This is a genomic window from Pararhizobium sp. DWP1-1-3 (genome assembly GCF_049896125.1).
Taxonomy (GTDB): domain Bacteria; phylum Pseudomonadota; class Alphaproteobacteria; order Rhizobiales; family Rhizobiaceae; genus Pararhizobium.
The window spans coordinates 107,271-124,410 of sequence record NZ_JAFCTR010000005.1; the positions used below are offsets into that span (position 1 = coordinate 107,271).

A 17,140-nucleotide genomic window follows, 5' to 3' on the forward strand; every position below is an offset into this window, starting at 1 on the left:
TAAAAGTTTAACGATTTTTCAGGCACGATCGTGTTCTGATAGTATCCGATACGGACAGCAGTCACTGCGGTTTCAATGCCGCATGCTGCAGTTCGGGAGTAGGGAGACGCGCAGGCGTCGAAAATGCAGATTTCAGACCGGCAAAGGCTTCTCTATCTGTATGCGCGTGAAGGCTGGCGCCGCTTCTCGCGCCGCCTTGCCTTGGGCCGCAACACCGCCTTCCGTTTTACCGGAACGACGCCGGACCGTCTGATCGTGGCGCCGACGGACTTGCGCGCCATCGATCCCTTCGTTGCGCAGGAAATCCTGCAAGGGCGTTTTCCGTTGGCCGGCCGCGTGCTTGAATCGGCGGGCGAATCGCCTTTCGAGATGGATCTGCCTTCACATGAATTCGCCGTAAGGTTGCATTCCTTCGGCTGGGTCCGGCATATGCGCACGGTCAAGGATGATGATGCCTTCGCGCATCTGCGGCATATCGTCAATGATTGGATCGTCACGCATGGGCGTGCTATCGGCGGTATTGCCTGGGAAGCGGATATCATTTCCCAACGCCTGATTGCATGGCTCTCGCATTCGCCGATCATTCTGCGCAATGCCGAGCATCCGTTCTACCGGCGCTTTCTCAAAAGCCTGGCTTTCCAGGTCCGCTATCTGCGCCATATCACCGACACGACCTGTGACGGCGAGGCACGGTTGCGGGCGCGTATCGCGCTTGCCATGGCCTCGGTTGCGATGCCGGCGTCCGAAGCGACGATCCGCAAAGCTGCCCGCAATCTCGATGTGGAGCTCGACCGGCAGATTCTACCCGATGGCGGCCATAGCTCGCGTAACCCGCGCACGGGCCTGGAATTGCTGATCGATCTGCTTCCGCTGCGCCAGACCTATGTCAATCTCGGTCATGAGGTGCCGGCCAAGCTCATCCCGTGCATTGACCGGATGTATCCAGCGCTCCGGTTCTTCCGTCATGAGGGTGGAGAGCTTGCTCTTTTCAACGGCGCCACCTCGACGCTGGCCAATGAGCTGATGGCGGTCCTGCGGTATGATGAGACCGCCGGTGCACCGTTCAAGGCGTTACCGCATCTTCAGTATGAGCGGCTGGCGCACAATAATGTCGTTGTCATCATGGATACCGGCAAGCCCCTGTCGCCGGAATTGTCGCGCACGGCGCATGCCGGTTGCCTGGCGTTCGAAATGTCGTCGGGCCGCCACCGGTTCGTCATCAACTCCGGCTCACCAAAGTTTGCCGGCGAACGGTTCCGCCAGCTGGCGCGTTCGACTGCAGCCCATTCGACCGTGACGATCAACGATCGCTCGTCGTCGCGCCTGTCACAGTCCGGTTTTCTCGGCCCCATCGTCACCGGTGGCGTCTCCAAGGTCACAGTGCGCCGTGAGGAACGTGCCGGTCAGCCGGATGCCGTCATCGCCAGCCATGACGGTTACGCCCAGGCCTTTGGCCTGCTGCACGAGCGCGACGTCAGCATCAACGCTCAGGCCAATGCAGTCCGCGGCCGCGACCGGTTGTTTCAGCCGGACGGTTCGGAACCGGCAGAAACCAATAGCGCCGCCGCCGTTGCGCGGTTTCATATTCACCCATCGATCGGTATCCGGCAGCATAGCGCCCATGAGGTCTATCTCAGCGCTCCAGACGGCGAAGTCTGGCTGTTTACCTGCCGCGATGCCCCAGTGGTGATCGAGGAAGACATTTTCTTTGCCGACCCCTCTGGGGTTCGGAAATCCTCGCAGTTGACAGTCACCTTCACCGTGGGGTCCCAGCCGGAAATCCAATGGATTTTTTCGCGCGAAGCATGACAATCGTACCGTTGGGGGCCTCGCCGCCGTGACTGCGGTTTCTTCGCGTGGAAAGCTGTGATAACGGCAGGCGGACATTTGCCGGAAGTCCCTCCCGATTATCCGGCGCCTACCAAGGAGCTTGATGATGGCTGTCGCCTCCAAGAAGATTCCCGCCCCGGATCAGGTCACTGTCCGCACCGCCCTGCTCTCCGTCTCCGATAAGACCGGTATCGTCGATCTGGCACGCGCCCTGCATGACAAGGGCGTTCACCTGGTCTCGACCGGCGGCACCCACAAGGCGCTTGCCGATGCCGGCCTGCCGGTGACCGACGTCTCCGAACTCACCGGTTTTCCCGAAGTGATGGATGGCCGGGTCAAGACGTTGCATCCCGGCGTGCATGGCGGCCTTCTGGCCATCCGTGACGACGAAGATCATGTCCAGGCGATGGTGACGCACGGCATTACCGGCATCGATCTGGCCGTTATCAATCTCTATCCGTTCGAGGATGTGCGCGCCAAGGGCGGCGATTACCCGACGACGGTGGAGAATATCGATATCGGCGGCCCGGCGATGATCCGCGCTTCGGCCAAGAACCACGCCTATGTCACCGTCATCACCGACGCGACGGACTATTCAGCTCTGCTGAACGAGCTTGGCAGCGGTGCCGCCACATCCTTCGCCTTCCGCCAGAAAATGGCCGCCAAGGCCTATGCCCGCACGGCCGCCTATGACACCGCCATTTCCGGCTGGTTCGCCGAGGTGCTGGATACGCCGATGCCGCTTCACCGCACCATCGGCGGTGTGCTGAAGGAAGAGATGCGTTACGGCGAAAACCCGCATCAGAAAGCCGGATTCTACATCACCGGCGAGAACCGCCCAGGCGTCGCGACTGCGACCCTTTTGCAGGGCAAGCAGCTGTCCTATAACAATATCAACGATACCGACGCCGCCTTCGAGCTGGTCGCCGAGTTCCCGGCTGCTACATCGCCTGCCGTCGCCATTATCAAGCATGCCAATCCCTGCGGCGTGGCCACCGGCGCCACCCTGCTTCAAGCCTATGAGCGTGCGTTGGCCTGCGATTCCACCTCGGCATTCGGCGGCATCATCGCGCTCAATCAGGAGCTTGATGGCGCGACGGCCGAAGAAATCGTCAAGCTCTTCACCGAGGTCATCATCGCTCCGTCGGTCAGCGACATCGCCAAGGTGGTGATCGCCGCCAAGCCCAACCTGCGCCTCTTGATCACCGGCGCCCTGCCCGATCCGCGCATACCTGGCCTGACGGCAAAAACGGTTGCCGGCGGCCTTTTGGTGCAGACGGGTGACAATGGCATGGTCGAGGATCTCGCGTTGAAGGTCGTTACCAAGCGCGCGCCGACGGCGCAGGAGCTGGAAGACATGAAGTTTGCCTTCAAGGTGGCGAAACATGTCAAATCCAACGCCGTCGTCTATGCCAAGGACGGCCAGACCGTCGGCATCGGTGCGGGTCAGATGAGCCGTGTCGATTCGGCCCGCATTGCAGCGCTGAAAGCCGAAGAAGCCGCCAAGGCGCTCGGTCTTGCCGCGCCGCTTACACGCGGTTCGGCTGTGGCATCGGAAGCCTTCCTGCCGTTTGCCGATGGCCTGTTGTCGATGATCGCTGCCGGCGCCACCGCCGTTATCCAGCCGGGCGGCTCGATGCGCGACCCGGAAGTCATCGCCGCCGCCGACGCGGCAGGGGTGGCGATGGTGTTCACCGGCATGCGCCATTTCCGGCATTGAGGCCAACCTTGCCATCAAGCCAGCACCTGCCATCTTGATGGCAGGTGCATTTTGGCCTATATTTTTGGGCAAAGGAGCTTCAATATGGCGGAACCCCAACTCTCTGTGCGCAGCGCAAGAGCACGCGATCTCGCGCACCGGCTTGCGCGGCGCGAGAACCGTTCGATCGCCGAGATTGTTGAGCGGGCGCTGGAATCCTATGAGAGCCGCGAGACGGGCCGTGAGCCTGCTGCTGCCTTTTACGTCCGGCTATCGAAAGATCATGGTACGGATATCGACCTTGACGCAGTGATTAGGGAAAGCCGGACGATCCACGCTGGACCTGCGCTTTGATTTTCCTCGATACGAATGTCGTCTCTGAAACCCTGCGAAAATCGCCGTCAGAAGCCGTGATCGCATGGCTGGTGCGTCATGACGCGGAACTCGCGCTCCCAACTGTGACTATTGCTGAAATTGCCTTTGGCATCCGGAAGATCTCACCTGATCAGCGCGCCGTGTCGCTGGAACAAGGTTTAAGCGACTGGCGGCGGCGTTTTTCAGATCGGATATTCGGTCTAACCGAGGAGGCGGCCATGGCCTATGGCGAGATCATGGGCACTGCATCCCGTCAGGGCCTTGGCATGTCGGCCCCGGATGGGATGATTGCGGCCATCGCCCGCGTCAATGGTGGTCGTTTGGCCACCCGCAATCTTGCCGATTTTCGCACAACTGGGCTGTCACTGATTTCCCCGTGGGATTTCTGACCTTCATCGTCTGTCCCTTGGCTCAGACGGGTTTATTCGCCGGATAAGGCGTGCGGATCAGAATCAGCAAGCCGACGGCCAGGAAGACCACCAGGGCCATCATGCCGATGCGGGCTGAGCCGGTCATCAGGGTAACGGTGGCAACGGCAGCGGGGGCCATGAAGGTCGTGGCGCGCCCGGAGAGGGCATAGATGCCGAAATAGCGGCCCGCCTCTTCGGGGCTGACGCTGCGCGCCATATAGGAGCGGGAGGAGGCCTGGACCGGGCCGAATGCGATCCCGACCAAAAGGCCGAAGACGATATAGGCTTTCTCCGCAGCCGTGCCGAAAAGCCCACCGGCATCGGTGGTCGGCAGCGGCAGCAGGCCGAACAAGGTATAGCCGGGGCCGGTCGAGACGATGCCGAGGGTGGCGATGGTCAGGCAGATCAGGCTGGCGGTTACGATCACCTTTGAGCCGAGTTTTGCATCCAGCCGGCTGGCATAAAGGCATCCGCCGATGGCCACGACATTGAGAATGATGCCGTAGACGCCAAGCTCGACGGTCTGCCAGGCAAACATGCTGGCCGCGAACGTGCCGCCTAGTGCCAGGAGGCCGTTGACCCCATCCTGAAAGATCATCCGGGCGATCAGAAAGCGGAGAATGCCGGAGCGTTGCCGCAGTTCCCCGATCGTGTGGCGCAGCTCGGCAATGCCGCTGCGCACAGCGGCCGCCGCCGGCATCGCTGCCTTGTGGGCATCCGGGGTAAACAGGAACATCGGCAGGATGAAGACCAGATACCAGATGGCCGAGATCGGCCCGGTCACCCGGGCGTCGGCGCCGGTCGCCGGATCAAGTCCGAACAGCGGATCCATTCCCAGAAGTGTTTTGCCATCCGGATTTCCGGCCAGAAGCGTCACGACGGCGATCAGCACGATCATGCCGCCGAGATAGCCGAGCCCCCAGGCCATGTTGGAGATCCGCCCGATCTCCTTTTCGCCGACCAGCCGAGGCATCATCGAATCGTTGAAAACGATCGAGAATTCCGCAGCGATAGACGCCAGGATGATGAAGATGAAGGGATAGATTATCGATGATCCCGGCACGGCAAACCACAGCAGCGCCAGGGAGACGATCTTGATGACGGCGAAGAAGGCGATCCAGGGTTTTCGCGCGCCGGTCTGGTCGGCGATCGAGCCGAGCACCGGCGACAAAATCGCGATGACGATGCCGGAGATGGTCAGGGTATAGCCCCACATGGCCTGACCGTGAGCCGGGTCGTCGGTGAGACGGGATACGAAATAAGGGCCGAAGATGAAGGTGATGATCACCGTGAAGAACGGCTGTGCTGCCCAGTCGAACAGCATCCAGCCGCCGAGGCCGGCGCGCGATACCTTTGGCTCGTCGCCAGCCTCCGCCGAGATGCTGCTCACCTGATTCTCCACCGTCTGTCCGCCCCGTCTGGCGCGGACAGTGTCACCTCATCCTGTTCTGTGCAAGATCGCTCAACAAGCCCGCTGCAACGGTGATCTTGGCAAGCGTCGTCTCGCCCTTCTCCGTCAGCAGGGTTAGTTGGTCGGTGACGCGCGAAATCCGGCTGTGGTCGCTGTCGCGCCAGGCTGCGACCGGATTGCGCTCGTCCTTCTTGTCGGTGAGGGCCGCGATGGTGATGTCCTTGCGCGCGGTCGCGATGTCGTTGATGCTGCGCGAAAGGGCCATCGCCTCGTATTGCTCGGTTGCCGACACACGCTCGGCAGCCGCCAGCAGCCGGGCGATCCGCAGGCTCTGCGTCACGCCGAAATAGCTCTGTGCCGTGCGTGCCAGCGTCACGCCGGTATCGGCGGCGATCTGGATGATTTCCGGCACGAAGGTCAACACGGCAAGCGCGGCGATTTCCTCGGCCAGTGCTGACGGCACGCCACGCTCGATGAAATAATCGGCCCTTTGCCGCACGTCTGCCGTCGCGTCCTCAGGAATCGCGCTTTGCAAAGCGGATTTCAGCTTCCGCAGCGCTTCGCGCAGCTGCTCGATGGCCTCGCCAAGCGGCGCTTGCATCGCCTTGGTCCTGAGTGTCCGTTCGGTGACGATGGCAAAGATGCGCGCCGCCTCCTGGTAGAGGTCGTTCTGCACCGCGCCGCTGATGACATTGTCGAGCGCGTCGATCTCGCCGTAGATGCGGTTCAGGTCGTAGCCGTCGCGTGTCAGTACCGCAGCCTTGACAACGTCAGCCGGCATGAAGCCCGTCTGGTCGATCAATGTGCTGACAAAAGCCGGCCCGCCACGGTTGATGACATCGTTGGCAAGAACCGTCGCAATGATCTCACGGCGCAGCCGGTGTTCGTTGATGTCGCCCGCATGCGCCTTGTGCATCTTGGCCGGGAAGTAATCCCGCAATGTCGTCAGCAGATAGTCGTCATCCGGCAGCTTGCTGGCAACGATCTCGTCGAACAGCACGATCTTGGCATAGGACAGAAGTACCCCGATCTCGGCGCGTGTGAGGGCCTTGCCGCTCTGGTAGCGCTCGCTCAGCGCCAGATCGTTCGGCAGCACCTCTACCTTGCGGTTGAGATGGCCGTCCGCTTCCAGGCGGGTCATGAGCCGGGCAAGCGCCGTCCGGTTGCCGGCACCCAGCATTTCCGTCAATGAGATCGACAGCGACTGTTCGTAGTTGTTGCGCAGCACCAGTTCTGCCACTTCGTCGGTCATCGAGGCCAAAAGCGTGTTGCGCTTGGCGCGCGTCAGCCGCTGGTCGCGCATCGCCGAAGCGAGTGCGATCTTGATGTTGACCTCGAAGTCGGACGAGTTGACGCCAGCCGAGTTGTCGATGGCGTCGGAATTGCAGCGCCCGCCCTTGAGGCCGAAGCCGATGCGGCCGCGCTGGGTAACGCCCAGATTGGCGCCTTCACCGATCACCTTGGCACCGACATCGTCGGCAGTGATGCGGATCGGGTCGTTGGCGCGGTCGCCGACATCAGCGTCGGTTTCGGTCGGGCCGCGCACATAGGTGCCGATACCGCCAAACCAGAGCAGATCGACCGGGCTTTTCAGGATCGCCGTCATGATCTCCGACGGCGTCGCCTGGCTTTTTTCCAAACCGATCGCCGCCATCGCCTGCGGCGTCAGCGTCACCGATTTTTCCGTGCGCGGAATGATCATGGCGCCGGCCGAAAGCGTCGAGCGGTCATAGTCCTGCCAGCTGGAGCGCGGAAGGTTGAACATGCGCTGGCGCTCGGCAAAGGATTTTTCGATATCCGGATCAGGATCGATGATGATGTCGCGATGATCGAAGGCGGCGATCAGCCGGATTTTTTCCGACAGCAGCATGCCGTTGCCAAACACGTCGCCGGACATGTCGCCGACACCGGCGACGCTGAAGGGCGTCGTCTGGATATCGATGTCCATCTCGCGGAAATGCCGCTTGACGGTTTCCCAGGCGCCGCGCGCCGTGATGCCCATCTTCTTGTGGTCGTAGCCAGCCGAACCCCCGGAGGCAAAGGCGTCGTCTAGCCAGAAGCCGGCTTCCTGCGCCAGGCCGTTGGCGGTGTCGGAGAAGGTCGCCGTGCCCTTGTCGGCGGCAACGACGAAATAGGGATCGTCACCATCCAGCCGCAGCGTATCGGCCGGCGGCATGATGTCCTGGCCGACAATGTTGTCGGTGATGGACAGCATGGTGCGGATATAGGTCTTGTAGGCCTCGGTTCCCGCCTTGAAAATGTCGTCGCGGGTGCCGCCGACCGGCAACTGCTTCGGATAGAAGCCGCCCTTGGCCCCAACGGGAACGATGACGGCGTTCTTGACTTGCTGCGCCTTGACCAGGCCGAGCACTTCGGTGCGGTAATCCTGCGACCGGTCCGACCAGCGCAGCCCGCCGCGGGCCACCTTGCCGAAGCGCAGGTGCACGCCTTCGACCTGCGTGCCATAGACGAAGATTTCGCGGAAAGGCCGCGGCTCCGGCAGGCCGTCGAGGATCTTCGGATCGAGCTTGAAAGCCAGCATCACCTTCGGATTGCCATCGGCATCGCGCTGGAAATAGTTGGTGCGCAGCGTCGCCTCGACGGCGTTGACGTAGCGCCGCAGGATTTGGTCCTCGTCAAGGATTGGAACGGCGTCCAGGGCCTGTTCGATCGTCGCTCTCAACGCTGCAGTGCGCTTGGTCTTCGGCTTGTCTTCCAGCACGGGGTCCATACGGGTGACGAAAAGCTTGAAAATATCCGCAGCGATTGCTGGATACTTGTTCAGCGTGTCGGCGAGATAGCCTTGGGAATAGGTGATGCCAGCCTGGCGCAGGTAGCGCGCATAGGCGCGCAGTACCGTCACCTCGCGGGCGCTGAGGCCGGCAAGCAGGATCAGCCTGTTGAAGCTGTCATCCTCGATCACGCCGTTCCAGGCGGAAAGATAGGCTTCCTCCAGCATCGGGCCGGTCTTGTCGAGACTGAGCAGATGTCCGTCGCGATGGATCAGTTCCATATCGTGCAGAACGACGAGCCGATCGCCGCCCTTGGCGCAGGAGACGGTAATATCATGGGTCTGTTCGCTGATAACCCGGAAGCCGAGGTTTTCCAGCAGCGGCACACGGTGCGACAGCGAAACCGGCTCGCCGGCATGGAAAATCTTCAGCTCCAGCGATTCCGGGCCCTTGCCGCGCTTCTGATAGAAAGCGATGCGGATCGGGTCATCAGGCGAGCAGGCCGCGATATCGGCGAGATCGGCATGGGCCTCGGCTGGCGTGAACGCTGCCTGATAGGCTTCATTGACGGAGATCGACACGCCGTCATGGCGCGCCAGCAGGTTGAACCGGTCGATCCAGCGGGTGACGATATCGCGCACCGCGTCTTCCAGCTTGGCTTGCGGCACACGCGGCGTCTTGCCGCCGGAACGGCCGATGATGAAATGCACGCGGGCAAGACCGCCCTCAGGGAAAGCCGGATAATAGGCGGACACGCGGCCGTCATAGACGGTCTTCAGATAAAGCCCGATCTTTTCGCGCACGTCGGAATCATACTGTTCGCGCGGCACATAAACTATAACGGATACGAAACGGTCGAAGTGATCGATGCGCGGCAGAACCCGGATTCGCGGCCGGTCGGCCAGTTCATTGATCTGCTCGCAGAAGCTTGCCAAAAGGCTGACGTCGATCTGGAAAAGGTCGTCTCGCGGATAGGATTCCAGCGTGTTGGTCAGCATCTTGCCCGAATGGCTCTGCGGATCGAAGCCGAAATGATCGACGATCTTCTCGACCTTGAAGCGCAACAGCGGAATGTCCGCTGCCGGCCGTGTATAGGCGCTGGAGGTGAACAGGCCGACGATGCGCAGTTCGCCGGCGACATTGCCGGCCTTGTCGAAGCGCTTGACCCCGATATAATCCATATAGGCGCGGCGGTGCACCACAGATTTGACATTGGCCTTGGTGACGATGAGGAAATCCGGGCCGTTGAGAAAGGCTAGGATTTCCGGCGTCGTCAGCACGGCATCCTTTCCCTGGCGCAGCACGCGCACGTCGGGATTAGAAAGAATACCGAGGCCGCGCCCTTCGCCGCGTTCGACCACGGCATTCTCGCCCTTGCCGGAATAGGTGTATTCGCGCATGCCGAGAAAAGTGAAATTGTTGCCGCGCAGCCAGCGCAGGAAGGCCAGCGCCTCGTCGCGATCGCCCTTCTTGCTGTTGGGGGCGTGGTTTTCCAATTCGTTCATCGCCTGATCGAGCAGGCCCGACATCGAGGTCCAGTCGCCGACTGCCTGATGAACCTGGGAGAGCACGTTGGCAATCCGCTCCTTCAGGTCTTCGGCTTCGGTGTCGGTGACGCGGCTAATATGAATCTGGATATGGCTGATCCGGGTGGCCGGATCGCTCTTTTCTTCCGGGTCGAAGATTTTAGCCGGCTTTCCGGCCTCAAGAACCAGAATGGGATGCACGGCAAGATGAATGTCACGGTGGGTGCTGGTCACCTCGCCCATGATCGAATCGTAGAGGAAGGGCATGTTGCGGTCGGTCACGGACAGGATCGAGACGTCGGTTGCATTCGGCGCAATGCCGTCTACCGATTCGACGGAGATGACCGGACGGTCGCTTTCCTTGCGATTGATGGCGGTCAGCGCATGCGCTGCCGTCAGAGCCAGCATGGTGGGCGTATAGGCGTCGAGATCGTCATGGCTGGCACGGCGAAACAGGATCTCCGGAGCGAGCATTTTCACCCCCAGCAGCTTGCCGGCTTCGCTCACCGCTTCGAAATGACGATCTTTTTTCGGATTGTATTTGGTGCCCATGACGTATCTCCCCGCAATCACCATTTTGGCCGAACCTAACAGAAGAATTGTCCATGGCGATTGTTTTTGTGGCTATTTTTCGGTCAGATTGATCCAATTCGGAATGGTTTTATGAAATTTTCGGGAAGATTTGGCCGATTTTCGAATTCAATCGGTTGTATTTGCATATTTCTTTGTTCTCATGAACGAGCAGGAAATGTGTCCTTTCGATCTTTTGGCAGTCGCAGTTGACAGCGGCATGACTGTCGGGCGATCTGGGCAGCTCGAAACAGCGGAAAATCGCAAAATGTCTGAGCCTGCCCCCGGCGCCGTCATCGTCATTTCCAGCCATGTGATTCGCGGGTCCGTGGGCAATCGCGCTGCCGTCTTTGCACTAGAGACGCTTGGTTATCCGGTCTGGGCCTTGCCGACCGTGATCCTGCCCTGGCATCCCGGCCATGGTCCCTCGACGCGAGTGACGGTCGGCCCTGATGATTTCGACAGGTTGATCGACGATCTGATCCGCGCCCCGTGGACGGGAGAGGTGCGGGCTGTTCTCTCCGGTTATCTCGGTGCCGCCCATCAGGCGGACGGTGTGGCGCGGCTGGTCGAGGCTTTGCGGGCGAAGAATCCGGACCTGTTTTATGCCTGCGACCCGGTAATGGGCGATGTCGGCGGGCTGTACGTGCCGGAGGCCACCGCGATCGCAATGCGCGACCGGTTGCTGCCGCTGGCCTCGCTTGCCACGCCGAACCGGTTCGAGCTGGCCTGGCTGTGCGGCGCAGAGCTTGAGACGAACACCGCCATTCTGGAAGCGGCCCTGTCGCTCGGGCCGTCGCGCATGCTGGTGACATCTGCCATCCCGATGATGAATGGCGGCACCGGTAATCTCTATCTGTCCGGCAATCATGCGCTGCTGGCGGAGCATCGGCTGATCGACAATCCGCCGAACGGCACTGGCGACCTTTTGGCGGCCTTGTTCGTTGCCCGGCTTCTGGAAGGCCTGAACGAGGAGCGCGCCTTGCAACTGGCAACCGCCAGCGTCTTCGAGATCATCGCGCGCACGGGCAAGCGCGGTGCCGATGAGTTGACGCTTGAGCGGGACGCGTCCAGTCTTGCGACGCCGATGGCGATGGTTCAGATGCGCCGGTTGCTGCATCCCGGTCAGAAACGGCGCTCCTGATATCGTTCGGCCGATCTACCCCCTTGCCAGCCCATGCCTTGAGCGAATAAACCGTTTTTCACCCACGCAAACAAAATGGAGAATTTCGGATGTCACCGGCGGCGCGGGCTGCCGTAATTTGCCTGTGTGCGGCGCACAAAGATGGTATGTGCTGCAGAGCCGACATGCGAATGTACATCTCAATTGTCTAAATAATTGGAGTGATCAAGCATCATGCAGCGTTTCCCGGACTATTTGCTAAACGGCTACAACAATTTCATGAGCGGCCGCTTCAGCGAGCAGCAGCAGCGCTACAAGGCCTTGGCCGAAACCGGTCAGCAGCCGAAGACCATGGTCATTGCCTGTTGTGACAGCCGCGCGGCGCCGGAAACCATCTTCGACAGCGGCCCCGGCGAATTGTTTGTGGTGCGCAACGTCGCCAACATGATGCCGCCTTACGAGCCGGACGGCCAGTATCACTCGACATCGGCGGCTCTCGAGTTCGCCGTGCAGGTGTTGAAGGTCAGCGATATCGTCGTCATGGGCCATGGCCGCTGCGGGGGCATCAAGGCAGCACTCGATCTCGATGCCGAACCGCTGTCACCCGGCGATTTCATCGGCCGCTGGATGAACCTCCTGAAGCCCGCTGCCGAGCAGATCCACAACAACGAATTGATGACTGCGGCCGAGCGCCAGCGGGCGCTGGAGCGGGTCTCCATCCGCAACTCGATCGCCAACCTGCGGACCTTCCCGTGCGTCAAAATCCTCGAGCAGCGCGGCAAGCTTCAGCTGCACGGCGCCTGGTTCGATATCTCGACCGGCGAACTGTGGGTCATGGATAGCAAGACCGGTGATTTCGTCCGTCCTGGCATGTGATTTTCTGAAAGCGTGATGTTGTCGGGCACGGCCATCGTCCGCATCTGACGGCAAGGTCAAACCTCACACAAAAAATCCGCAGCCTGGTTTCCCGGGCTGCGGATTTTGTCATTCGAGAAGCTGCGCTGCCGATCAGCCGCCGTCGATTTCGGCGCCGATGATGGCGATTGCCTGCTGGTAGACGCTGGCGGCATTCCAGCCCTGGATCGCGCCGAAATTGGCCTGACCCTGCTGATAGCCGGCGCCGGCGCTCCAGCCATGGCCGCGCAGGAAGTTGGCGGTCGAGGCAAGCGCGTCCGCCTTGGAGCGAACCATGTCGATATGGCCGCTGCCGTCGCCATCGACGCCGAATTTCAGCACATTGGCCGGCAGGAACTGCGTCTGGCCGATTTCGCCATGGGCTGCGCCGCGTGCGTCGGGGCTGAGGTCGCCGCGCTGCACAAGCGTCAGGGCCGCATAGAGCTGGTCGGTGAAAAAGTCGGAACGGCGGCAGTCAAACGACAGTGTCGAGACGGCTGAAAGCGTGTGTTCCTTGCCCATGAAACCGCCGAAGCCGGTTTCCATGCCCCAGATCGCGATGATCGGGCCAGCCGGAACACCGTAGCGCTTTTCGATGGAACTGAAGAGAGCGGCGTTCTGCGCCTTCATCTTCTTGCCGCGCGAAATGATCGTCTGGCCGCCACGCTTCTGCATGAACTGGCTCAGCGACAGCTTGAAACTCTTCTGGCCCCGGTCGGCACGGATCGTTGCCTTGTTGTAGGTGACGTTGGCGAAGGCCTTGTTCAGCACCGCCGGGCTGATGCCGCGGCCTGCGGCTTCGCCTTTGAAGTCCTCGACCCAGGCGTCGAAGCCTGCCGATGTGTTGCTGCATTGTGCAGCCGCTGCCACCGATGGCAGAATTGCTGCCGCAATCATCGCCGTGAAACCTGCCAGTACGCACTTTGCCTTGCGCATGAAATACCCCGTATTGCCCGAATCCAAAATTTATGACCGCAAAATGCCAGTCTTTGCGGTTTCTGTCACGACGTTGCTACAGTATTGAGAGGCCGCGTTTCACGTGAATCCTCCTTTTGACTGTGAAAAAACGTCACAGTTGCCTTTTTACAAAGAAGCCCCGCATCCCGTTAACGGATCATGCGAGGCTTTTCACCCAATCGCGACGATAGAAACCAAAGGCTGGTCGCATCTCGATCGGGTATAATCGGATAAACTTTATATTTTCTGATCAAGCAGCCTGTTTCTTCGCCTTGATCAGGCCGCGATTGACGAGGAGCTCGGCAATCTGGATGGCATTGAGGGCGGCGCCCTTGCGCAGGTTGTCGGAAACCACCCAGATATTCAGGCCGTTCTCGACGGTTGCGTCCTCGCGGATGCGCGAAATATAGGTCGCATCTTCGCCGGCGCTTTCGTAAGGCGTGATGTAGCCGCCGTTTTCATGCTTGTCGATGACGATGCAGCCGGGCGCTTCGCGCAGGATGTCGCGGGCCTGGTCGGCGGTGATCTCGTTTTCGAATTCGATATTGATCGCTTCCGAATGACCGATGAACACCGGAACGCGCACGGCCGTGCAGGTCAGCTTGATCTTCGGATCGAGGATCTTCTTGGTTTCGGCCATCACCTTCCACTCTTCCTTCGTGTAGCCGTCTTCCATGAACACATCGATGTGCGGGATGACGTTGAAGGCGATGCGCTTGGTGAACTTCTTGCTTTCCATCGGATCGGCGACGAAGACGGCGCGGGTCTGGTTGAACAGCTCGTCCATGCCGTCCTTGCCTGCGCCGGAGACCGACTGGTAGGTGGAGACGACGACGCGCTTGATCTTGGCAAAGTCATGCAACGGCTTCAGCGCCACGACGAGCTGGGCAGTCGAGCAATTCGGGTTGGCAATGATGTTGCGCTTGGTGAACTGGGTGATGGCGTCGGGGTTCACTTCCGGAACCACCAGCGGCACGTCCTGGTCGTAGCGCCAGGCCGAGGAGTTGTCGATGACGACGCAGCCCTGCGCGCCGATCTTCGGCGACCACTTCAGCGATACGGCGCCGCCGGCCGACATCAGGCAAATGTCGGTGTCGGAAAAATCGTAATTTTCGAGGTTCTTGACCTTCAGCGTCTTGTCGCCGAAGGACACTTCGGTGCCCTGGCTGCGGGCCGAGGCCAGCGCCACGACTTCATCTGCCGGAAAACCCCGTTCTTCGAGGATGTTCAGCATCTCGCGGCCGACATTTCCGGTCGCGCCGGCAATAGCAATCTTGAAACCCATTGTCTTTGCTCTCTTTCTGTCTCTCCACGGGGCTTTGGGGGAAACCCGCCGGCCAAAGGCGCGGGTTTCAGGTCCCCGGCCGTGCCGGGGAGAGAGCGGTGGCCAGAGACGTCAGACGGTTTTCGTCGTCGTTTTGGCCGTTGTTTTGGAAGATATCGAGAAAGAACGAACCCGCCCGGCAGCAAATGCCGGGGCGATCAGCGCAGCGATGGCGTAACCAAAACGGTGCATGGTGGGTCCTTTTCCGCTGCTGCTCATACGCGGTTTTGGCGCGGAGTCAACAGGCAAGCAAGAAATGAGGGTCGGGAAGGCACGCCGTCAAAACGTTACGGAAGTGTCATGCCGTTGTCATCGCGGGTGCCTATTGCGGGCCGTCAGCTCGAAAGCAAACCAAAAAGGGGTTTTCCATGCGTATGCTTCTGTCGGCGCTTGCCGCCACGACAATCCTCGCTGGTGCCGCACAGGCCACCACCGTTTATCCGCTGGATCGTGCCACGATTCTCGCTGGCTCGCCCTTCGATTTCAAGGTCGAGTTCAAGTCCGCCGTCAAGCCGGAAGACGTCAAGATCACCGTCAATGGCCAGGATTACAAGACGGTTCTGGGCAAGGAAGCCGAATTCGTCGCCGAAGAAAAAGGCAAGGACGACAAGGTCCTCGGCTCCGCCCTGATTGCCCGTGATCTCGTTTTGCCGACCGAAGGCGCCTACACGATCGAAGTGACCGCCGGCTCTGAATCGAAGTCGGTGACCTGGGACGTCTACAATACCGGCGAAACCCAGAAGGCCAAGAACATCATCTTTCTGCTCGGCGACGGCCTGTCCGTGGCCCATCGCACCGGCGCCCGCATCATGTCGAAGGGCATGACCGAAGGTAAGGCCAACGGCCGCCTCAACATGGATGACCTCGACCATATGGCTTTCGTCGGCACGTCATCGACCGAAGCGATCGCCACCGACAGCGCCAACACCATGTCGGCCTACATGACCGGCCATAAGACCGCCGTCAACGCGCTGGGTGTCTATGCCGACCGTACGCCCGACAGCTTCGATGACCCGAAGGTCGAAACCATCGCCGAAGCCATCCGCCGCCAGACGAAGAAGTCGATCGGTATCGTCTCGACTGCGGAAATCGAAGACGCGACGCCGGCTGCCGTCGTCGCCCACACCCGCAAGCGCGGCGACAAGGAGCAGATCGTCGGCATGATGTTCGACGTCAAGCCGGATGTCATCCTCGGCGGTGGTTCGGCCTATTTCCTCGGCAAGGACGTTCCGGGCTCCAAGCGCAAGGACGACAAGGACTATATCAAGCTGTTCCACGACGCCGGCTACACGCTCGCAACCGACAAATCCGAGCTTCAGACCGCAACCGGCACCAACACAGGCAAGATCCTCGGCCTCTTCCACACCGGCAACATGGATACGGCGCTGGACCGTGAGTTCCTGAAAAAAGGCACGGTCGAAAAATTCCCGAACCAGCCCGGCCTGGTCGATATGACCAAGGCGGCGCTCGGGGAATTGTCGAAGAACGAGGAAGGCTTCTTCCTGATGGTCGAAGGCGCCAATATCGACAAGATGTCCCATCCCCTCGACTGGGATCGTGCGCTGGTCGAAACCATCGAATTCGACAAGGCGGTCGGCGTTGCCCGCGAGTTCGCCGCAACCCATCCCGACACGCTGATCGTCGTCACCGGCGACCATGCCCACGGCGTTTCGATCATCGGCACCGTCGATGATGAAAAGCCCGGCACCGAGATGCGCGAAAAGGTCGGCACCTACGCTGAAGCCGGATTCCCGAACTATACCGACGAAAACAAGGACGGCTATCCGGACAAGGTCGATGTCAGCCGCCGCCTGTTCCTCAGCGCCAACAACGGCCCGGATCACTACGAGACCTTCCGTCCGAAGCTCGATGGTCCGTTCGTTCCGGCAATCCAGAACGAGAAGAAGGAATATATCGCCAACGAAGCCTACAAGGATGTTCCCGGTGCCGTCTTCGTGCAGGGTAACATTCCCAAGAGCGGCGACAGCGGCGTGCATTCGGTCGATGATGTCGTCCTGCAGGCAGCCGGTCCGGGTGCCGAGGGCTTCAAGGGGTATATGGAAGAAAGCGACATCTACCGCGTTCTCGCCGATACCCTGGCTCTTGGCGTCAAGCAGACCAACTGATCCATAATCGCGTCCGGCGGGCTGGTGAGACAGCCCGCCGTCAGGTGACTGAGGACCGACTTTGATGCGGTTGTTGGTGGGTGATACTGATACTCAACCGCCGTCATTCCTGTGCTCGTCACAGGAATCCAGTCAGCCCAAGTCTTTGGGCTGAAAGAGTCTT

11 protein-coding genes are annotated in these 17,140 nt (G+C 60.5%); 7 read left to right on the forward strand and 4 right to left on the reverse strand.

What is annotated here, in order from left to right; all coding sequences use genetic code 11:
• Positions 1 to 123 precede the first annotated feature (123 nt).
• From ACP7BS_RS13225 to ACP7BS_RS13240, 4 genes are all read left to right on the forward strand, one after another.
• The gene (locus tag ACP7BS_RS13225) at positions 124 to 1,809 is read left to right on the forward strand and encodes a heparinase II/III family protein (protein WP_426231408.1); all 1,686 of its coding nucleotides are present in this window, start codon (positions 124 to 126) and stop codon (positions 1,807 to 1,809) included.
• 127 nt (positions 1,810 to 1,936) lie between these two features.
• On the forward strand, positions 1,937 to 3,550 hold the full coding sequence (gene purH, locus ACP7BS_RS13230; protein ID WP_426238471.1) for a bifunctional phosphoribosylaminoimidazolecarboxamide formyltransferase/IMP cyclohydrolase: 1,614 nt from the start codon (positions 1,937 to 1,939) through the stop codon (positions 3,548 to 3,550).
• Between the two features lie 84 nt (positions 3,551 to 3,634).
• Positions 3,635 to 3,883: a type II toxin-antitoxin system VapB family antitoxin gene (locus ACP7BS_RS13235; protein ID WP_426238472.1), complete on the forward strand. Its 249-nt coding sequence runs from the start codon at positions 3,635 to 3,637 to the stop codon at positions 3,881 to 3,883.
• A complete protein-coding gene (locus ACP7BS_RS13240; protein WP_426238473.1) occupies positions 3,880 to 4,293 on the forward strand; it encodes a type II toxin-antitoxin system VapC family toxin in 414 nt (137 codons plus the stop codon). Before ACP7BS_RS13235 ends, ACP7BS_RS13240 begins: the two co-directional genes overlap by 4 nt.
• Positions 4,294 to 4,315: 22 nt before the next feature.
• On the opposite strand, the gene ACP7BS_RS13245 is transcribed toward ACP7BS_RS13240, so the two are convergent.
• Both ACP7BS_RS13245 and ACP7BS_RS13250 read right to left on the reverse strand, forming a co-directional pair.
• Positions 4,316 to 5,704 (reverse strand): MFS transporter, encoded by a 1,389-nt coding sequence (locus tag ACP7BS_RS13245; RefSeq protein WP_426238474.1) that lies wholly within the window; start codon positions 5,702 to 5,704, stop codon positions 4,316 to 4,318.
• A 43-nt stretch (positions 5,705 to 5,747) separates the two neighbouring features.
• Entirely contained in the window at positions 5,748 to 10,535 is a 4,788-nt protein-coding gene (locus tag ACP7BS_RS13250; protein WP_426238475.1) for an NAD-glutamate dehydrogenase, read from the reverse strand.
• A 286-nt stretch (positions 10,536 to 10,821) separates the two neighbouring features.
• On the opposite strand from ACP7BS_RS13250, the gene pdxY reads away from it, so the two are divergent.
• Positions 10,822 to 11,697 carry a pyridoxal kinase PdxY gene (gene pdxY, locus ACP7BS_RS13255; protein WP_426231402.1) on the forward strand — a complete coding sequence of 292 codons (876 nt, stop codon included), beginning with the start codon at positions 10,822 to 10,824 and terminating at the stop codon, positions 11,695 to 11,697.
• Positions 11,698 to 11,910: 213 nt separating this feature from the next.
• Entirely contained in the window at positions 11,911 to 12,552 is a 642-nt protein-coding gene (locus tag ACP7BS_RS13260; protein WP_426238476.1) for a carbonic anhydrase, read from the forward strand.
• A 132-nt stretch (positions 12,553 to 12,684) separates the two neighbouring features.
• Here the strand turns inward: ACP7BS_RS13260 and ACP7BS_RS13265 are convergent, their stop codons facing one another.
• Positions 12,685 to 13,506 (reverse strand): lytic murein transglycosylase, encoded by an 822-nt coding sequence (locus tag ACP7BS_RS13265; protein WP_426231400.1) that lies wholly within the window; start codon positions 13,504 to 13,506, stop codon positions 12,685 to 12,687.
• Between the two features lie 271 nt (positions 13,507 to 13,777).
• Complete coding sequence (locus ACP7BS_RS13270) at positions 13,778 to 14,812, reverse strand: aspartate-semialdehyde dehydrogenase (RefSeq protein ID WP_113247375.1); 1,035 nt, start codon at positions 14,810 to 14,812, stop codon at positions 13,778 to 13,780.
• A gap of 407 nt (positions 14,813 to 15,219) precedes the next feature.
• On the opposite strand from ACP7BS_RS13270, the gene ACP7BS_RS13275 reads away from it, so the two are divergent.
• Entirely contained in the window at positions 15,220 to 16,977 is a 1,758-nt protein-coding gene (locus ACP7BS_RS13275; RefSeq protein WP_426238477.1) for an alkaline phosphatase, read from the forward strand.
• Positions 16,978 to 17,140: the final 163 nt, after the last annotated feature.

Bases quoted from the DNA above. Each gene is read 5' to 3' on its own strand.
- ACP7BS_RS13225 (WP_426231408.1), top strand. From the start codon at position 124: ATGCAGATTTCAGACCGGCAAAGGCTTCTCTATCTGTATGCGCGTGAA.
- purH (WP_426238471.1), top strand. From the start codon at position 1,937: ATGGCTGTCGCCTCCAAGAAGATTCCCGCCCCGGATCAGGTCACTGTC.
- ACP7BS_RS13275 (WP_426238477.1), top strand. From the start codon at position 15,220: ATGCGTATGCTTCTGTCGGCGCTTGCCGCCACGACAATCCTCGCTGGT.
- pdxY (WP_426231402.1), top strand. From the start codon at position 10,822: ATGTCTGAGCCTGCCCCCGGCGCCGTCATCGTCATTTCCAGCCATGTG.
- ACP7BS_RS13265 (WP_426231400.1), bottom strand. From the start codon at position 13,506: ATGCGCAAGGCAAAGTGCGTACTGGCAGGTTTCACGGCGATGATTGCG.
- ACP7BS_RS13270 (WP_113247375.1), bottom strand. From the start codon at position 14,812: ATGGGTTTCAAGATTGCTATTGCCGGCGCGACCGGAAATGTCGGCCGC.
- ACP7BS_RS13235 (WP_426238472.1), top strand. From the start codon at position 3,635: ATGGCGGAACCCCAACTCTCTGTGCGCAGCGCAAGAGCACGCGATCTC.
- ACP7BS_RS13260 (WP_426238476.1), top strand. From the start codon at position 11,911: ATGCAGCGTTTCCCGGACTATTTGCTAAACGGCTACAACAATTTCATG.
- ACP7BS_RS13250 (WP_426238475.1), bottom strand. From the start codon at position 10,535: ATGGGCACCAAATACAATCCGAAAAAAGATCGTCATTTCGAAGCGGTG.